Consider the following 18,255-nt stretch of genomic DNA (forward strand, 5'->3'; position numbering starts at 1 on the left):
GGTTCAGTGGATTCGATCCGCCAGAGCGGCCTTAACCGCTTTGCTGGCGTGCAGTGCGCCCAGCACGACCACCGACTCAATGGTGGCGCGAGCAAGCTCTGGCGTTACGTCGTCGGCAATACTGGCCATGCCCAACACCTGTATCTGCAACATCTCCCTTGCCGCCTGCAGAGCTTCCAGGTCTGCGCGGCTATAGTGCTCAAGCCCCAGTACGAAGGCCTTGCGGGTCACGGTCTCTCTGACCACCTCGGCATGGGTCGCCAGCTGATTACGGATGGCGGTGCGAATCAGATCGGTTCGATTGGAGTAGAATCCCTCCTGAACCAGCAGATCAATCTGGCCCAAATCAACAACCCCCAGGTTGATGGTTATCTTCTCGCTGGCGTCACCGCTCTTGCGACGTAGTTCATGCACACTCATGTCTAATTCCTCGTTGACCTGACAGCGCAATACGCTGTTAGATTTCTATCGCAGGCGTGATATCCGACGCTAACAACATCCCACTGGAATCCATACGCCATCCAAATACCATCCATATGGATGGAATATTAGTCTATTCGAGCTAATAGTCAACAAATAACCAATGACAGCGTTCCATAGACAGCTAGGCCATTAGAGGGGGATGGGATAGAAATATAGCGAGTTGGAAGCGGTGGGCTGGAAATAAAATGCCATATAAAAATAAAGGCGCCCCGAGGGGCGCCCTTATAGCGTGCAGCTAAACGTCGCTAGCTTACCAGCCAGTGACTTCTTTCAGCGCATCGCCGATTTCAGCCAAAGAACGTACGGTCTTAACACCGGCGTCTTCTAGAGCAGCAAACTTCTCGTCAGCGGTGCCTTTACCGCCAGAGATGATTGCGCCCGCGTGGCCCATACGCTTGCCAGGAGGAGCAGTCACACCGGCAATGTAGGAAACCACAGGCTTAGAAACGTTGGCCTTGATGTAAGCCGCTGCTTCCTCTTCAGCCGTGCCGCCGATTTCACCGATCATGACGATAGCTTCGGTTTTCGGGTCTTTTTCGAACATCTCAAGGATGTCGATGAAGTTAGAACCCGGAATCGGGTCGCCGCCGATACCGACACAGGTAGACTGACCAAAACCGTGGTCAGTGGTCTGCTTAACGGCTTCATACGTCAGCGTACCAGAGCGCGATACGATACCCACGCGGCCTGGCTGGTGAATGTGACCCGGCATAATGCCGATTTTGCATTCACCCGGGGTGATAACGCCGGGGCAGTTCGGGCCGATCAGGCGTACGCCTAGCTCGTCGCACTTCACTTTGGCTTCGAGCATGTCTAGCGTAGCGATACCTTCGGTGATGCACACAATCAGCTTGATACCGGCATTCGCCGCTTCAAGGATTGAATCTTTACAGAACGGTGCCGGTACATAGATCACGCTGGCTTCCGCGCCAGTTTTCTCTACCGCTTCTTTAACGGTGTTGAAAACGGGCAAACCGAGGTGCTCTTGGCCGCCTTTGCCCGGTGTAACACCACCGACCATCTTCGTACCGTAGGCAATCGCCTGTTCGGAGTGGAACGTACCTTGGCCGCCAGTAAAGCCCTGGCAGATGACCTTGGTGTTCTTATCGATCAGGATGCTCATTACTTGCCCTCCGCCGCTTTAACGACCTGCTGAGCCGCGTCGGTCAGACTAGTAGCCGCGATGATATTCAGACCGCTAGAGGCTAATTTCTCAGCACCCAATTCGGCGTTGTTACCTTCCAGACGTACGACCACCGGTACGTTGACACCGACCTGCTCAACGGCACCGATAATGCCTTCAGCAATCATGTCACAACGTACGATACCGCCGAAGATGTTAACCAGTACGGCTTTAACATTGTCGTCAGATAGGATGATCTTGAACGCTTCTGCCACGCGCTCCTTGGTGGCGCCGCCGCCGACGTCCAAGAAGTTAGCTGGCTTGCCGCCGCTCAGGTTAACGATATCCATGGTGCCCATGGCCAAACCTGCGCCATTCACCATGCAGCCGATGTTGCCATCAAGCGCTACATAGTTAAGCTCCCATTTCGCCGCATCAGCTTCGCGTGAGTCTTCCTGAGACGGATCACGCATTGCCTGCAGGTCTGGGTGACGGTACAGCGCGTTGCTGTCCAGTCCTAGTTTCGCGTCGAGGCAGTGCAGATTGCCTTCTTCGGTCACTACCAGTGGGTTAATTTCTAACAGCGCCAAGTCTTTGTCGTGGAACAATTGAGAAAGACCTAGGAAAATCTTAGTGAACTGCTTAATCTGGTCGCCTTTCAGGCCCAGCGCAAACGCCAGCTCACGCGCTTGGTATGGCTGTGCGCCAACCAGCGGATCAATTTCGGCTTTAAGGATTTTTTCAGGTGTTTCTTCTGCAACCGTCTCAATTTCTACACCGCCTTCGGTAGAGGCCATGAAGACCACGCGACGGGTAGTACGGTCAACCACAGCACCGAGGTAAAGCTCATCGGCGATGTCAGTGCAGGTTTCAACTAGAATCTTAGCAACCGGCTGACCTTTTTCGTCAGTCTGGAAGGTGACCAGGTTCTTGCCCAACCATTTTTCAGCAAATGCTTTGGCTTCAGCCGGATCTTTGATCAGCTTAACGCCACCCGCTTTACCGCGGCCACCGGCGTGAACCTGGGCTTTAACCACCCACATGTCACCACCGATTTTTTTACACGCTTCTTCCGCTTCTTCGGGGGTGTCAACAGCAAAGCCTTTTGACACTGGTAGACCGTAATCGGCAAACAGCTGTTTACCTTGATACTCGTGAAGATTCATCGATTCATGCCATTGGTTGCATGTGACTCGAACGATGATCAGTCTATTTATAAGAACGTTTATAACGACGTTCTTTCAAAAACTGATCATCCCCGTTCTTTCGATCTTTGCTGTTTATGGCAAAGCCGAAAGTGTTGCGCCACCTAACGGTGGCGCTTCGTTGTTGCTTACTGAATTATTTACGCTTTTTGCGATTGGCCATGTGAATAGCGTGGCCATCAACCGCTAGAGCTGCTTCGTGTACGGCTTCCGACATGGTCGGGTGCGCGTAGCAGGTCAGCGCTAGGTCTTCGGCACTGGAGCCGAATTCCATAGCAATCACGCCTTGGGCAATCATTTCGCCAGCGTGTTGACCCACGATATGCATACCGAGAATGCGGTCAGTTTCTGCATCAGCGATGATTTTGGCGCTACCTTCGGTGGCGTTGTTAGCCATGGCACGACCGCTGGCCGCGAAGGGGAAGGTGCCGGTCTTAACTTCGATACCTTTGGCTTTCGCGTCTTGCTCGGTCATACCAACCCACGCCACTTCCGGGTAGGTATAAATAACGCTAGGAATAGTGTCGTAGTTCATCTCGGCTTTATGGCCAGCGATGATATCAGCCACCATGATGCCTTCTTCAGAGGCTTTGTGCGCCAGCATAGGGCCACGTACACAGTCACCAATGGCGTAAACGCCCGGGACATTCGTACGGCACTGGTCATCAACAAAGATGAAGCCACGCTCATCCAGCTCAATGCTGACACCATCGGCGATGACGCCTTTGGTGTAGGGGCGACGGCCAACACAAACGATAAGCTTGTCGAACGTCATCTCTTGTTCGCCATTGGCATCGCTGTATTTAACAACGACTTCTTCGCCTTTGACTTCAGAACCGGTCACACGGGCGCCCAGCTTAATATCAAGCCCCTGCTTTTTGAGCAGTTTTTGAGTCTCTTTAGCGACGGTGGTATCCACCATCGGCAGGAAGGAGTCCATGGCTTCAAGTACGGTGACTTCAGAACCCAGGCGATTCCATACGCTGCCCAGCTCAAGACCGATAATGCCCGCACCAATGACACCCAAACGCTTAGGCGTTTCGGTGAATTCCAGCGCGCCGGTCGAATCAACGATCAGGCCTTCGGTCAGCGGCGTCGGCGGAATTTCAACCGGCACAGAGCCTGCGGCGATGACGATGTTCTCAGCGTCATAAGTCGTGGTATTGCCCTCAGCATCGGTAACTTCAACTTGCTTGCCCGAGGTGACTTTAGCAGTACCTTCAATAGCGGTGACGCCATTGGCTTTGAACAGACCAGAGATGCCGCCGGTCAAGTTCTTAACGATCTTGTCCTTGCGAGCAATCATCTTGGTGACGTCCATAGTGACGTCGCCTGCCTGAATGCCCATCTCATCGAAATCGTGCTTGGCTTCGACGAACTTATGCGACGCTTCAAGCAACGCTTTAGAAGGGATACAGCCAACGTTCAAGCAAGTACCGCCATGAACAACGTTGCCTTCTTTACCGATCCATTTCTCGACACAGGCCGCTTTCAGGCCCATTTGTGCTGCACGAATGGCGGCTACGTACCCGCCAGGGCCGGCACCGATAACGATCACATCAAACTTATCAGCCATGTTGGCTCCTTTAGCTTGCTGGCCACCCGCCCTGTAGGGCGAGTGGCTGTGTGCGATTGCAGATATATCCTGGATTATGCATTAGCGTACTTAACCAATATGACGCTTATGCTCTTTTTAGACGTCCAGCAACAAACGTGCAGGGTCTTCCAGCAATTCTTTAAGGGTGACCAAGAATTGAACGGCGTCTTTACCGTCGATCATACGGTGGTCATATGAGAGCGCCAGATACATCATCGGGCGAATCTCGACCTTACCGTTCACTGCCATCGGACGATCCTGAATCTTGTGCATACCCAGGATGGCGGTTTGCGGCGGGTTGATGATCGGCGTCGACATCAATGACCCAAAGGTACCGCCATTGGTGATGGTGAAGGTGCCACCGATCATGTCGTCCATACCTAGCTTGCCGTCGCGGGCACGCTTACCGAAGTCGACGATAGTGCGCTCGACGTCAGCAATTTTCATGTTGTCCGTATCACGCAGTACCGGTACAACCAAGCCACGGTCAGTGGAGACAGCAACACCGATATCCTGGTAGCCATGATAAACGATATCGGTACCGTCGATGGAGGCGTTCACATCGGGGTAACGCTTGAGCGCTTCAGAAGCTGCTTTGACAAAGAAGCCCATAAAGCCCAGCTTGATGTCGTGAGCTTTTTGGAAGGTCTCTTTGTACTGCGCACGCAGGGCCATGATTTCAGTCATGTCCACTTCGTTATACGTGGTCAGCATGGCAGCGGTTTGCTGCGCCTGAACCAAACGCTTAGCAATGGTTTGACGCAGACGACTCATCGGTACGCGCTTCTCAACGCGGTCACCTTCAGCCACGGGTGCAGCCGCCGCTTTCGCCGGTGCAGCAGATTTTGCACTCTTCTTAGCGGAGCCGTCTTTTACTGCTTTCTGAACGTCTTCTTTCAAGATACGGCCACCTTTCCCGGTGCCCTCAATTTTGGCAACGTCCAGGTCATGCTCAGCCACCATCTTACGTGCAGAAGGGGCTAGGATCTTGTCGCCCACTTTCTCATCGGCGCCATCATCATCGCTGCTATCTGCTTTAGCGGGCGCTGAATCGCCGCCACTATCTCCAGCGCTATCTCCGCCAGCACCTTCGGTGAAGATCGCCAGAACCGCTTCGGATTCCACCTGGCTACCCTCTTCGGCTTTAATTTCAGCCAGGGCACCATCGGCTGGGGCGACAACTTCCAGCACTACTTTATCCGTTTCGATATCGGCCAATACTTCATCACGCTTGACCGCTTCGCCAACTTTTTTGTGCCACGTTGCTACGGTGCCTTCCTGGATAGACTCAGGGAAGCTGGGCGCTTTTACATCGTGCTTTTTGCCACCACCGTTACCGCTGCTAGCAGGTGTTTCTGAAGCGGTCTCTTTCGGTGCTTCAGAAGCGCTTTCTTCTTTCTTACCGCTGTCGCCAGAGGCACTGCCTTCACCGATTTTGCCTAGCACTTGCTCTGACTGAACGGTATCGCCCTCTTCGGCCATTACGTCAGTCAGGGTACCCGCTTCAGGTGCAACAACTTCGAGCACCACTTTGTCGGTTTCGATTTCAACAATCAGCTCGTCACGCTCAACGCTGTCACCCGGCTTTTTATGCCACGCCGCCACTGTGCCTTCGGCAACGGATTCCGGAAAGGTTGGCGCTTTGATATCAGTAGCCATGTCGTTTCCCTTATGTATTCTCTAAATCCAGTGGCCGCTTATAGATTAAAAGCGTCTTCCACCAGCTGGCGCTGCTGTTCAGTATGGACGGACATATAGCCAGCTGCCGGAGCAGCAGAGGCAGGACGTCCTGCAAATTTCAAATCGCGTCCGAAGCCATCTTTCAGCATATCGGCCACTGCACGCATGTGGTGCTGACTGGAGTACCAGGCGCCTTGATTCAGTGGCTCTTCCTGACACCACACGATGTCTTCTACGTTGGTATAGCCTTTAAGCGCTTCCAGAAGCTCTTCTTTCGGGAAGGGATAAAGCTGCTCAAGGCGCAATATCACCGTATCGTGACGCTCATTCTCAGCGCGCCACGCAGCCAAGTCGTAGTAGACCTTGCCAGCACAGAGAACAACACGCGTGACCTTCTCAGGTGCAAGATCGGCTTGGTCAGCAAGTACCATATGGAACTTGCCGTGAGCCAAATCTTCCAGACTCGAAATCGCTTCTTTATGACGCAGCAGCGATTTTGGTGTCATCACGATAAGTGGCTTACGCAGCGGACGAATTACCTGACGACGCAGTAAGTGATAAATCTGCGCGGGGGTAGTCGGCACACACACCTGCATATTGTGCTCGGCACACATTTGCAGGAAGCGCTCTAAGCGCGCAGAGGAGTGCTCAGGCCCCTGACCTTCGTAGCCGTGCGGCAGCAGCATGGTTAAACCACACACCCGGCCCCACTTCGTTTCACCCGAGGAGATGAACTGATCCACCACCACTTGCGCACCGTTAAAGAAATCGCCGAACTGAGCTTCCCAGATCACCAAGTCATTGGGCGCAGTAGTTGAGTAACCATACTCAAACGCCAGCACCGCTTCTTCCGACAGGAAGGAGTCATGAATAGTGAAACGCGGCTGACTATCGGCCATGTTCTGTAGCGGAACATAGGTAGTGCCGTCTTTCTGGTTGTGCACCACCGCATGACGGTGGGAGAAAGTACCGCGTCCGACATCTTGCCCGGTAATACGAATCGGGTGACCTTGTTCCAGCAACGTGGCATAAGCCAACGTTTCGGCAAAGCCCCAGTTAAGTGCCAAACCACCAGCCTGCATCTTACGCCGGTCTTCATAAATCTTGGCAACTTGGCGCTGTACCTCGACGCCATCTGGAACCTCACACATGCGTGCGGCTAACTGCTGCAGACGCTTCATATCGAAGGTGGTGTCTGCATCACCTGACCACTCGTGGCCCAGGTAGGGTGCCCAATCGACAAACAGAGAAGCGTTCGGCTCTTGTACTAACGCATTAGCAACGTGATTACCCGCCACTAAATCATTGCGATAGGTTTCCACCATCTCTTTGGCAGCGTCTTCAGACAAAACGCCCTGCTCCACCAAGCGCTTAGCGTAAAGCGAGCGCGCAGAGGGATGGTCTTTAATTTTGGCGTACATCATCGGCTGCGTGCCTGACGGCTCGTCAGCTTCGTTATGCCCACGACGACGGTAGCAGACCAGATCAATCACCACATCTTTCTTAAACTGCTGGCGGTAATCGAGGGCTACTTGTGTGGCATGCAGTACTGCATCAGGGTCATCGCCATTGACATGGAAAATAGGCGCTTGAACCATCTTGGCAATATCAGTGCAGTATTCGGTGGAGCGTGCATCCTGCGGATGTGACGTGGTAAAGCCCACTTGGTTATTAATCACAATGTGGACCGTACCACCGGTTTTGTAAGCACGGGTCTGAGACATCTGGAATGTCTCCATCACCACGCCTTGACCGGCAAAGGCAGCATCGCCATGGACGTTGATCGGCAGTACTTTGCTGCCCTCTTCGTCGTTACGACGATCCTGACGCGCACGTACCGAGCCTTCGACTACCGGTGCGACAATTTCCAGGTGCGATGGGTTGAACGACATTGCCAAGTGAACTTCGCCACCGGGAGACATGACGTTCGAGCTAAAGCCCTGGTGATATTTCACATCGCCGGAACCGCGTTCAATGACTTTTTTGCCATCAAACTCGTCGATCAAGTCGGCTGGGTTTTTACCCAAAATATTGACCAACAGGTTGAGCCGACCACGGTGTGCCATACCGATGACCACTTCTTTGGTGCCGTAACCGCCAGCACGCTGGATAAGCTCATCCATCATCGGCACAAACGACTCACCACCTTCAAGGCCAAACCGTTTGGTACCTGGATATTTTGATGCCAGGTAATTCTCCAAACCTTCGGCGGCCGTCAAGCGCTCAAGTACGTGCTTACGCACGTCGGCGCTGAATTCCGGCGCACTGCGCACCGATTCAAAACGCCGCTGCAGCCAGCGTTTCTCTTCCGTATCGACAATGTGCATGATTTCACAGCCGATGGAACGGCAATACGTACGCTCCAACGCATCCACGATCTCACGCAATGGCGCTTTGTCGATGCCTAAAAAGAAAGAACCAGTCTGGAACTCGGTGTCCAAATCAGCTTTTGAAAGCTGATGAAACGACAGATCGAGATCAGGAACGGGGGTGGGATTACGCAGTCCTAGCGGGTCGATATTGGCCTTCTGATGGCCACGGAAGCGGTAGGCGTTAATCAGTTGCAGGACTTTCACCTGCTTTTTATTCTCGCCGCTATCGGCAGCGGCAACTACACGGCCCGGACGGCTTTCGCGCCCCAACTGGTAGAACTGATCACGAACTGGGCTTAGTGGGACATCGTGGGAGGCACTGCCCTCGGAAGATGGCAACTGATCAAAATAGCTGCGCCACTCTTCAGGGACAGAGTCAGGATCTGCGAGGTACTGCTCGTAAAGCGCTTCCACGTAGTGAACATTGCCGCCACTAACGTGAGAGGAACGCCACATCAACTCCATTATGCCTTGTTGCATCTCTCGGTCACCCTGCACTGATGGGGTGGTATCGGTATCGTCGCAAAATGCGGCGACATCGCTATTGCCCTGCCGGCGGGGCGGGACTTTTGCCGGCGGCGCCGACCTACGGCCGGTAGCCCTGTTCATCTAGCTATTCGTTATCTAACTATCTTTCAACTAGTCGTACTTCAACTAGCCATACTTCGATTAACGGGTCATTCGGTCTTTCGTATTCAGTTCATGCTCGAAAGCCGGTACCCAAGGCACCGGCTTTCAAACTTGTCTGATCAGCAATGCGACGTGACGCCGCACTGCGTGACAAACCCTATGATAACAAGCGAAGCGCCATGATTTAAGTGGCATTGTTACCCAACTTAAGTGGCACTCGCTTTTTTACTCATATGTCATAGGTTTAGGTAGCATCCGCAAGTAGCATTTCGCGGATTTTACCAATTGCCCGCGTGGGATTGAGGCCTTTTGGGCACACCGCCACACAATTCATGATGCCGCGGCAGCGAAACACCGAGAACGGGTCTTCCAGGTTGCTCAAGCGCTCACTGGTGGCCGTATCACGGGAATCGGCCAAGAAGCGGTACGACTGCAGCAGACCGGCCGGGCCGACAAACTTCTCTGGGTTCCACCAGAACGACGGGCAAGACGTTGAACAGCATGCGCATAGAATACACTCATACAAGCCATCTAGCTTGTCGCGTTCTTCCGGCGATTGCAGACGCTCAATGGCAGGTGCCGGGGTGTCGTTCTGCAGGTACGGCTGAATACGCTCGTACTGCTTATAGAACAGCCCCATATCGACAACCATGTCACGAATAACCGGCAAACCTGGCAGCGGACGCAGCACCAGCTTGTTGTTTTTCACAACATCTGACAGCGGTGTAATACACGCCAAGCCGTTTTTGCCGTTCATGTTCATACCGTCTGAACCGCAAACACCTTCGCGGCAGCTACGACGGAATGCCAAACCGCTGTCTTGTTCCTTCATCATATGAAGAACATCCAGCACCATCACATCGCGGCCTTTGGTATCGACCTGAAACTCCTGCATATAAGGTGCGGAGTCGGTTTCCGGATTGTAACGGTATACGGATACCTGAAGATTGGACATAGTGACTCCCTCTCGTCAATGCGGAGTTTAGTAGGTACGAACCTTAGGCTCGAACGTATCAACAGTTTTCGGCTTGAAATTAACGTCACGCTGCTTCAACTGCTTAGTTAGCGGGAAGTAGAGTGAGTGCTTCAGCCAATTGACGTCATCACGGTCTGGATAGTCGTAGCGCGAGTGGGCGCCGCGGCTCTCTTTACGCTCAAGGGCAGCGATCGCCGTCGCTTCTGCCACTTCCATCAAGTTATCAAGCTCTAACGCTTCTACACGGGCGGTGTTGAAGGCGTTGGACTTGTCAGGCAGGTAGGCGTTGGCGATACGCTCACGCAGCAGCGCTAGCTTGTCGACGCCTTCCAGCATGTTTTTCTCTTCGCGGAATACGCCGAAGGAGGTCTGCATGATTTCCTGAAGCTCAGCTTTTAACTCAGGAATGCTTTCGCCACCCTCAGACTCGTTCCAGCGTGTGATGCGCTTCATGGCCGATTCAATGTCAGACTCGGAAGCGTCCAGATACTCAATGCCTTCGTTCAGCGCGCCTTCGATAAACATGCCAGCGGCACGGCCGAAGACCACGAGATCCAGCAGCGAGTTACCGCCCAAGCGGTTAGCACCGTGAACAGATACACACGCCGCTTCACCGCAGGCAAACAGACCGTTAACGATATGATCGTTACCGCTGTCATCTTGGGTAATCGCCTGGCCGTGAATGTTAGTCGGAATACCGCCCATCATGTAGTGGCAGGTCGGTACGACCGGGATCGGGTCTTTTGCAGGATCAACGTGAGCAAAGGTCTTAGAAAGCTCAACGATACCGGGCAGACGCTTGCCAAGAACTTCTTCACCCAGGTGATCAAGCTTCAAGAAGACGTGATCGCCCTTCTCGCCGCAGCCACGACCTTCCAGAATTTCCATGACCATCGAACGAGCAACCACGTCACGACCGGCCAAATCTTTGGCGTTCGGCGCGTAACGCTCCATAAAGCGTTCGCCGTCTTTATTGATCAGGTAACCACCTTCACCGCGGCAGCCTTCAGTGACCAGTGTGCCCGCACCGTAAATACCGGTCGGGTGGAACTGCCACATTTCCATATCCTGCATCGGGAAGCCGGCACGCATGGCCATACCGATACCATCACCGGTATTGATCAAGGCGTTGGTAGTAGAGGCGTAGATACGGCCTGCACCACCGGTGGCCAGCACGGTTGCTTTGGATTTAACGTGGACGACTTCGCCGGTTTCGATGCACATGGCAATACAACCGACCACGTCACCGCTGGCATTTTTGACCAAATCAACCGCGTACCACTCATTCAGGAACACGGTATTGTTCTTTAAGTTGTTCTGGTAAAGCGTGTGCAACAGCGCATGGCCGGTACGGTCAGCCGCTGCACAGGTACGCGCCGCTTGACCACCTTCACCAAAATTCTTGGACTGGCCGCCGAACGGGCGCTGGTAGATGCGACCATTATCTAAACGCGAAAACGGCAGACCCATGTGTTCAAGCTCAAATACGGCTTTCGGGCCTTCAGAACACATATACTCCGCTGCGTCCTGGTCAGCGATATAGTCACCGCCTTTAACGGTGTCATACATGTGCCAGCGCCAGTCGTCATTCGGGTCGTCGGACGCGATCGCGCAAGTAATACCACCCTGTGCAGAAACAGTGTGAGAACGGGTCGGGAAAACTTTCGATAACACGGCCGTCTTCTTGCCGGACTTCGCCAGCTCCAAAGCGGCTCGCAGGCCAGAGCCACCGCCACCAATGATAATGGCGTCAAACGTCAGGCTACGCAGATTAGACATGTAATCAAGCTCCCCACAGAATTTGAATGCCCCACACCAAGTACACGAAAATGCCCAGAATAATGATTGCTTGGGCACTTACGCGTAGGCGAGTGGACTTGAGATAGTCAGTGGTGACGGTCCACAGACCGATCCAGGCGTGTGCTGCTAAGGCGATAAATGCCAGTAGCGAGAAGATACGCATCCACGTTTGATTGAACAGGCCGCTCCAAGCGTAATAATCAAGGTTCGGATTAAACAGCAGGTAGGCAACGATAAAGACGGTATAAAGAGCCAAAATCACCGCGGATACGCGCTGCATCAGCCAATCAGACAGCCCACTACGGCCAAAACTTGTGATGTTAGTTACCATACCCAAACTCCTGCCAGAATAATCAGAACAGCACTGACCACCACGGTGATCTGCGCTTTTTGTACGCCTCCCTCAAGGGTTACTCCGATGTCAGCATCCATTAGCAGGTGTTTAATACCGGCGACAAAATGGAATGCCAGAGCGGATAACAGTCCCCAAGCAATCAATTTAGCCAAAAAGTTATTGGCCAATACATTGCTAACGGCGTCAAAACCCGCCGGAGATGACAAAGACTTGCCCAGCGCCCAAAAAGCGAAAATCAGGCCAACGAACAGGATGACACCCGTGATGCGGTGTGTGATCGACGTCAATGCCGGCAATGGGAAATGGATAGTAGAAAGATCTAGGTTTACGGGTCGTTTGCTATTCACGGCTTTGTACACACTCTCTTGGCCCGCTCTGCGACAGTTCGGGCATGGCCCGAGCGGGGCGGTGGTTGCTGGAAGGGGCTCGGCCGTTGCCAAGTCGGGCACGACCACCTGCCGGTCGCGCGCCGTGGATTATAAGAACCTTCGGCCTCGCTTACAAACCGAACTCAGGCCTAACTCGACTATGGTGCAAGAAAAATGCCTTCATACTGAGTCGATTTTGCGCTGCAGCATGGTTATAGTGGCAGTAGATCAGCAGTTTTGTAAGCCTGTTAACATATCATGTTAACCTATTGCCGCTCTTCTGACACAACACCAATCACAACAATGATTGACACAACATTAATGGTAGGTCTTTTCATCGTATACAAAAATTATCCATAACAATAATCTCTGTACAACTCATAACTAGCGCTTCGGCTAATTGACAAAATGTCGCACACTTCTATAGTGGGCAGGCCTTTTCGCCGGCGCGGTATGCGCAACAACGACTTTACGTCCCAACCCGAATTCGAAAGGAGGCCAGCATGGCTGACAGGAAAGCGACATTGACGGTAGACGGTCTAGATAAACCGATCGAACTACCCATGTATTCCGGCACACTTGGCCCCGATGTTATTGATGTACGTGGCTTAGGCGCTGAAGGCCTGTTCACCTACGACCCCGGCTTTATGGCCACTTCTTCCTGCCAGTCCGCCATTACCTATATTGATGGCGGCAAGGGCGTACTGCTACACCGCGGCTACCCCATCGACCAACTGGCCAAAGAATCTAACTTCGTAGAGGTCTGCTACACCCTGCTGTTTGGTGAGCTGCCTAATGACGAGCAGTACGCGGATTTTGAATCGCGCATTCGTAACCACACGATGGTTCACGATCAAATCAATAACTTCTTTAAAGGGTTTCGTCGCGATGCGCACCCGATGTCTATTTTATGTGGCGTTGTAGGCGGCTTAGCGGCTTTCTACCACGATCATATGGACATCACTCAGGAAGAAGATCGCATCATCAGCGCGATCCGCTTGATTGCCAAAATGCCAACGCTGGCGGCAATGTCCCACAAATATAACGTGGGCCAGCCGTTCAACTACCCTCGCAACGATCTGAGCTATGCAGAGAACTTCCTCTACATGATGTTCAGCAATCCGTGCGAAGAGTACAAAATCAATCCTGTGTACGCGAAAGCCATGGACCGCATCTTTATGCTGCATGCGGACCATGAGCAGAATGCCTCTACTTCGACCGTACGCCTGGCTGGCTCCACGGGTGCCAATCCGTTCGCCTGTATTAGCGCAGGTATCGCGGCACTTTGGGGTCCCGCTCACGGCGGTGCCAACGAAGCTGTTCTGGCCATGCTCGACGAAATCGGTGAAGATTCCGAAGAGAATATCCAGCGCTTTGTTGATAAAGCCAAAGACAAAGACGATCCGTTTAAGCTGATGGGCTTTGGTCACCGCGTATACCGCAACTTTGACCCGCGCGCCAAAGTCATGAAAGAGACCTGCGACGAAGTACTTGCAGAACTCGGCATGGCCGATGACCCGCAACTCAAAATTGCTAAGCGCCTTGAGCAGATCGCTCTTGAAGACGAGTACTTCATTGAGCGTAAGCTGTACCCGAACGTTGATTTCTATTCAGGTATTATCCTGAAAGCGATGGGCATTCCGACCAATATGTTCACCGTGATTTTCGCGGTATCGCGCACGATTGGCTGGATCTCCCATTGGCATGAAATGCTCAGCGAAAGCTATAAAATTGGCCGTCCGCGTCAGCTGTATATTGGCCATGACAAGCGTGACTACCCGAAGAAATAAACTGCACTATGCATAATCGCAGTTTATAGCAACTTAAAAGGCCACCTCCGGGTGGCCTTTTGCATTGATAGCATTTAAGCCTAAGACCTTGTCAGGCGCTTACTAGCTTATCGCTAACCCAAGCATGGTCTTGTGTAAGCACGCCACCCAGCAGCCCCTTATTAATCGCTATGCATGCAATTGAACAACGCCCACCCTCTCGACTTCTGTGATGAGCAAAGATTGGAATATTCTGCTGTCATGAAAACACTAACGTTAGCCCTAATAGCACTTGACTTTTGAGTCGCGGCACATTGATAAATGTTTTCCACACTATCTGTGGATAACCCTGTTCACAACCACTTTAAAACGTCCCAGAATCGCCATGGGCAGTGGGTCAGCCTTAAATTGGTTATTTTTTGACCTATCATAAGCCATTGTTTTTAAAGAGTTTAAGTTCTGTTCAAGTTTTTTTGCGTCAACAACAAGGGGTTGTGCACAACCTTGAAAGCCAAATTGCAAAAGTGGACAAGTCAAGCACAAAATCGTCCAAGAAAAGCCGTTTTTGGCTTTTTTTGTAGGTGATTTTGTAAGCGATAGAAACGCAAATATCCAGCACATGAGAAAACTCATTGCTAGGAAAGGATGATCAAGAAGGGAGTAGTAAAGTGATGGCGTCCCATAGGGGGTTCGAACCCCTGTTACCGCCGTGAAAGGGCGGTGTCCTAGACCACTAGACGAATGGGACGTATAACAAGCTGCTTCACGAACTGCTACTAGTTACTAATTGGTGGAGCCTAGCGGGATCGAACCGCTGACCTCAACACTGCCAGTGTTGCGCTCTCCCAGCTGAGCTAAGGCCCCACATGTCGCGAAGACGGAGCGTATAATACTGATTATGCAGGTCTTCGTCAACAAGAAAAACGCCAATTCCTAAAGGTAAGAAATTGGCGTTAAAATCACGATCAATCGCGGTTAGGCAATGTCACGAAACTCTTTCTCAAAACGCTTTGCCTGCTTCTTCGATACGCCGCCCAACACCTCAATCGCGTTGCGCAGTCGCGCCCGGGTAACGTCAGAGCCTAAAATAGCCATCGCATCCATCACCGAGGTGCTGGACGTACTGCTGGTAATGGCAATAAACACCGGCGCCAGAAAGGCTTTCATTTTTAGCCCGAAGTGTTCAGACAGGATTTTCACTTCTGCTAGCAACGCTTCTTTATGCCAAGCCGGAACACCCTCAAACCGCCAGACAAGGAACTGCAGCAACTTAACCAGCTCTTCCTCATCCAGCGTCACGCTCGCAAACGATTCTTCACTTAACGCTGGCAAGCCAGAGAAGAAGTGCCCGGCTAACGGCATTACCTGAGAGAGCGTTTCGACTCGCGGACGCACTTGGGGCAGTATCTGCTTAATGTAGGCATCATTAAAAGCCCACTCCCGAAGCGCGCTCAATAGCGCATCGTCATCCAGGTCTTCACGGATATACACACCGTTCAACCAGGTAAGTTTCTCAAGATCAAAGACAGGCCCACCCAAGGAGACGCGCTGCACATCAAACTCAGCGATCATTTCTAACAGGTTAAATTTTTCACGCTCGTCAGGCATCGACCACCCCATCCGCCCCAAGTAGTTGGTAACGGCCTGAGGCAAAAAACCCATCCGACGGTAGTAGTTAATCGACGTTGGATTTTTTCGTTTCGAAAGTTTAGATTTATCAGGATTACGCAGCAGCGGCATATGGCAAAGCTCAGGCATTTCCCAACCAAAATACTCATATAACAGTTGGTGTTTAGGCGCCGAGTTAATCCACTCCTCCCCACGTAGTACGTGCGTAATCCCCATTAAATGGTCATCCACCACATTGGCTAAGTGGTAGGTGGGCATGCCGTCTGATTTGAGCAGGATTTGCGCATCCACCTGCGCCCACTCCACTTCAATCGTGCCGCGTAGCATATCCTTTACAACGCATACGCCTTCAGTGGGCACGTTCATGCGCACTACGTAGGGCCAGTCTTCCTGCTCACGGCGCGCTTGCTCTTCTGCACTTAACACCAGGTCGGCTGGCTTTAACGCTAGCTGTAGCCCCGCCGCCTTACGCGCTTCACGCAACTCATCTAGCTCTTCACTGGTGCGATAGCATTTGAAAGCATGGCCAGCGTCTAGCAACTGCTGAGCGTGCTGGGCGTAAATATCCCTCCGCTCGCTCTGTCGATAAGGGCCATGGGGGCCGCCCACATCCGGACCTTCATCCCACTCAAGCCCCAGCCAGCGCAAAGAATCGAGAATCATCTGCTCTGACTCGGGGGTAGAACGCACCCGATCAGTATCTTCGATACGTAGGATAAATTGGCCGCCATGCTGACGCGCAAAACATAGGTTGAAAAGCGCGATGTAAGCCGTACCAACGTGGGGATCCCCTGTCGGAGAAGGTGCGATGCGAGTACGTACGGTCATGAAAACGTCCTATTGGCAAATATGCATGGCGATATTATACGCACCTTAGGCGTAACCTACAGCGCCACGCAGGGAACAACTGAAGCAAGAAAGCGTCAGAGAAATTAACTCAACGTTATTTGTCCACTAATGCGTGCTAAAGCACAATCGCTTAGTATGGCACTGCAACAACCCCTTGAGTGCATACCTCAAGAGTGAGACAGACCAATAACGTATGTTCGTAGCGCCACCATTCCGGTGGAAGACATTCAACGAGCTTATTTAGCTCATTCATCAGGAATACGAAATGGAATCGCTAGGCTCACGTATCAAGCAACTAAGGCTTAGGGCCAAGCTCAATAAGGCTGCCCTTGCTCGTAAAGTTGGCGTGTCAGATGTCACCATTTCATACTGGGAATCCGGGGCGATTAAACAGATCGGTCACGAACGCTTGGTTGCGCTCGCAGACGCTCTAGACTGCTCCCTGGCGACACTATTGGAAGGTGATAGCGCTCCCGAGCTATTAACGTTGACCCATACTGGTCCCCTCCCCTGGGAGCAGGTACAGGCAACTACCATCAAGGTCCCCAGTCATTTACCCCTAAATATTGACTGGAAAGCACCTTGCGTCATGGTCACACCTGGTCCAGATACAGACTTTTCACCCGCTACCCCTGGTGATTTGCTGTTGCTTGGCCCAACACAGGTGTTTCATAAGGCAGGCCACTACGTAGTGCAACGTGACGAGAGCTTTGTCATTGAGCATTTCGCTAAAGCCCCCAGTGATACATCGATTCATGCAGTACTGTTAGCCCATTGGCATCCTGCCTAAAGCATCTACATCCCCGGACTCTCTAGCACTTCCACCTGGTCACGCGTTTGTCTTGGCTCACTCCCCACCAAGAAGCGTCGTGAGTAGGTGGCCACTTGGCCCAACCCATGGCGGGATTGTCTTACAAGCTCTCCCGCCAGGTGTTGGCCTTGATTGCCGATAAGCGCTTGCACACTTTGTGGCTGCACGCTGGCTTCCGCCACTTCAACCCGCACCACATAACCACCATCAGGTAAACCACTGCCCGAGCCAAACGGCCCCGCTGCAAAGATGCCATCTGCCACACCTGTGCGTGCCTGCCAGCGCACGCGGCTAATTTCCCGTTCAACGACAATTTGCAGCTGTGTACCATCGGGTAAGTTGGTTTCACCTTCGACCATCAAACGCCGATCTGTGCGTAGTGAAACATCCGTAGAGATAGTAACGTCAATGGGCTCTACTTCTGCCACTTGGGGTTCAGGGGTTGGTGCTTGCTCTGACTGGGTCGTGGAAACTGATTCACGAGGCGGCTCTTCTGTATCACTACAGCCAGCCAATAGCGCAACGGATACCACTACCACACTTACACTGTTTATTATATTGCGCATAACATCTCCTAAACATTACATGGCCTTCAGCTTAACACTGCT

The 18,255-nt window shown here is 52.4% G+C and carries 15 protein-coding genes and 2 tRNA genes; 2 read left to right on the forward strand and 15 right to left on the reverse strand.

Annotated elements, in window-relative coordinates:
* Window positions 1-3: 3 nt before the first annotated feature.
* The 10 genes from ACQKE4_RS01495 to sdhC all read right to left on the reverse strand — a co-directional run bounded on the left by ACQKE4_RS01495 (window position 4) and on the right by sdhC (window position 12,568).
* Complete coding sequence (locus ACQKE4_RS01495) at window positions 4-420, reverse strand: CopG family transcriptional regulator (protein WP_427386578.1); 417 nt, start codon at window positions 418-420, stop codon at window positions 4-6.
* Window positions 421-733: 313 nt separating this feature from the next.
* Complete coding sequence (gene sucD, locus ACQKE4_RS01500; protein ID WP_176303737.1) at window positions 734-1,606, reverse strand: succinate--CoA ligase subunit alpha; 873 nt, start codon at window positions 1,604-1,606, stop codon at window positions 734-736.
* Window positions 1,606-2,772, reverse strand: a complete 1,167-nt coding sequence (sucC, locus tag ACQKE4_RS01505; RefSeq protein ID WP_290837044.1) for an ADP-forming succinate--CoA ligase subunit beta — start codon at window positions 2,770-2,772, stop codon at window positions 1,606-1,608. Before sucC ends, sucD begins: the two co-directional genes overlap by 1 nt.
* 175 nt (window positions 2,773-2,947) lie before the next feature.
* On the reverse strand, window positions 2,948-4,387 hold the full coding sequence (gene lpdA / locus ACQKE4_RS01510) for a dihydrolipoyl dehydrogenase (protein WP_427386579.1): 1,440 nt from the start codon (window positions 4,385-4,387) through the stop codon (window positions 2,948-2,950).
* Between the two features lie 117 nt (window positions 4,388-4,504).
* Window positions 4,505-6,067: a 2-oxoglutarate dehydrogenase complex dihydrolipoyllysine-residue succinyltransferase gene (odhB, locus tag ACQKE4_RS01515; RefSeq protein WP_427386580.1), complete on the reverse strand. Its 1,563-nt coding sequence runs from the start codon at window positions 6,065-6,067 to the stop codon at window positions 4,505-4,507.
* Between the two features lie 38 nt (window positions 6,068-6,105).
* Window positions 6,106-8,940 carry a 2-oxoglutarate dehydrogenase E1 component gene (locus ACQKE4_RS01520; protein WP_427386688.1) on the reverse strand — a complete coding sequence of 945 codons (2,835 nt, stop codon included), beginning with the start codon at window positions 8,938-8,940 and terminating at the stop codon, window positions 6,106-6,108.
* A gap of 394 nt (window positions 8,941-9,334) precedes the next feature.
* Window positions 9,335-10,045: a succinate dehydrogenase iron-sulfur subunit gene (locus tag ACQKE4_RS01525; protein ID WP_290837036.1), complete on the reverse strand. Its 711-nt coding sequence runs from the start codon at window positions 10,043-10,045 to the stop codon at window positions 9,335-9,337.
* A 27-nt stretch (window positions 10,046-10,072) separates the two neighbouring features.
* Window positions 10,073-11,845 (reverse strand): succinate dehydrogenase flavoprotein subunit, encoded by a 1,773-nt coding sequence (gene sdhA / locus ACQKE4_RS01530; protein ID WP_427386581.1) that lies wholly within the window; start codon window positions 11,843-11,845, stop codon window positions 10,073-10,075.
* 4 nt (window positions 11,846-11,849) lie between these two features.
* Window positions 11,850-12,197, reverse strand: coding sequence for a succinate dehydrogenase, hydrophobic membrane anchor protein (gene sdhD, locus ACQKE4_RS01535; protein ID WP_290669496.1), 348 nt, complete (start codon window positions 12,195-12,197; stop codon window positions 11,850-11,852).
* Window positions 12,191-12,568, reverse strand: a complete 378-nt coding sequence (gene sdhC / locus ACQKE4_RS01540) for a succinate dehydrogenase, cytochrome b556 subunit (RefSeq protein ID WP_290669801.1) — start codon at window positions 12,566-12,568, stop codon at window positions 12,191-12,193. Before sdhC ends, sdhD begins: the two co-directional genes overlap by 7 nt.
* A 524-nt stretch (window positions 12,569-13,092) precedes the next feature.
* Between sdhC and gltA the strand changes: the two genes are divergently transcribed.
* Window positions 13,093-14,379, forward strand: a complete 1,287-nt coding sequence (gltA, locus tag ACQKE4_RS01545) for a citrate synthase (protein WP_427386582.1) — start codon at window positions 13,093-13,095, stop codon at window positions 14,377-14,379.
* 312 nt (window positions 14,380-14,691) lie between these two features.
* On the opposite strand, the gene ACQKE4_RS01550 is transcribed toward gltA, so the two are convergent.
* The 4 genes from ACQKE4_RS01550 to gltX form a co-directional block, all read right to left on the reverse strand.
* Window positions 14,692-14,979 (reverse strand): hypothetical protein, encoded by a 288-nt coding sequence (locus tag ACQKE4_RS01550; RefSeq protein WP_290669490.1) that lies wholly within the window; start codon window positions 14,977-14,979, stop codon window positions 14,692-14,694.
* A gap of 51 nt (window positions 14,980-15,030) precedes the next feature.
* Window positions 15,031-15,106: transfer RNA gene (locus tag ACQKE4_RS01555), tRNA-Glu, on the reverse strand.
* Between the two features lie 40 nt (window positions 15,107-15,146).
* Window positions 15,147-15,222, reverse strand: a tRNA-Ala gene (locus ACQKE4_RS01560).
* Between the two features lie 111 nt (window positions 15,223-15,333).
* Complete coding sequence (gene gltX / locus ACQKE4_RS01565) at window positions 15,334-16,815, reverse strand: glutamate--tRNA ligase (RefSeq protein ID WP_427386583.1); 1,482 nt, start codon at window positions 16,813-16,815, stop codon at window positions 15,334-15,336.
* A gap of 286 nt (window positions 16,816-17,101) precedes the next feature.
* Between gltX and ACQKE4_RS01570 the strand changes: the two genes are divergently transcribed.
* On the forward strand, window positions 17,102-17,626 hold the full coding sequence (locus tag ACQKE4_RS01570; protein WP_427386584.1) for a helix-turn-helix domain-containing protein: 525 nt from the start codon (window positions 17,102-17,104) through the stop codon (window positions 17,624-17,626).
* 5 nt (window positions 17,627-17,631) lie between these two features.
* Here the strand turns inward: ACQKE4_RS01570 and ACQKE4_RS01575 are convergent, their stop codons facing one another.
* Window positions 17,632-18,213, reverse strand: a complete 582-nt coding sequence (locus ACQKE4_RS01575) for a hypothetical protein (protein ID WP_427386585.1) — start codon at window positions 18,211-18,213, stop codon at window positions 17,632-17,634.
* Window positions 18,214-18,255: the final 42 nt, after the last annotated feature.

The sequence above is a fragment of the Halomonas sp. NPDC076908 genome (genome assembly GCF_050269715.1).
Taxonomy (GTDB): Bacteria; Pseudomonadota; Gammaproteobacteria; order Pseudomonadales; family Halomonadaceae; genus Vreelandella.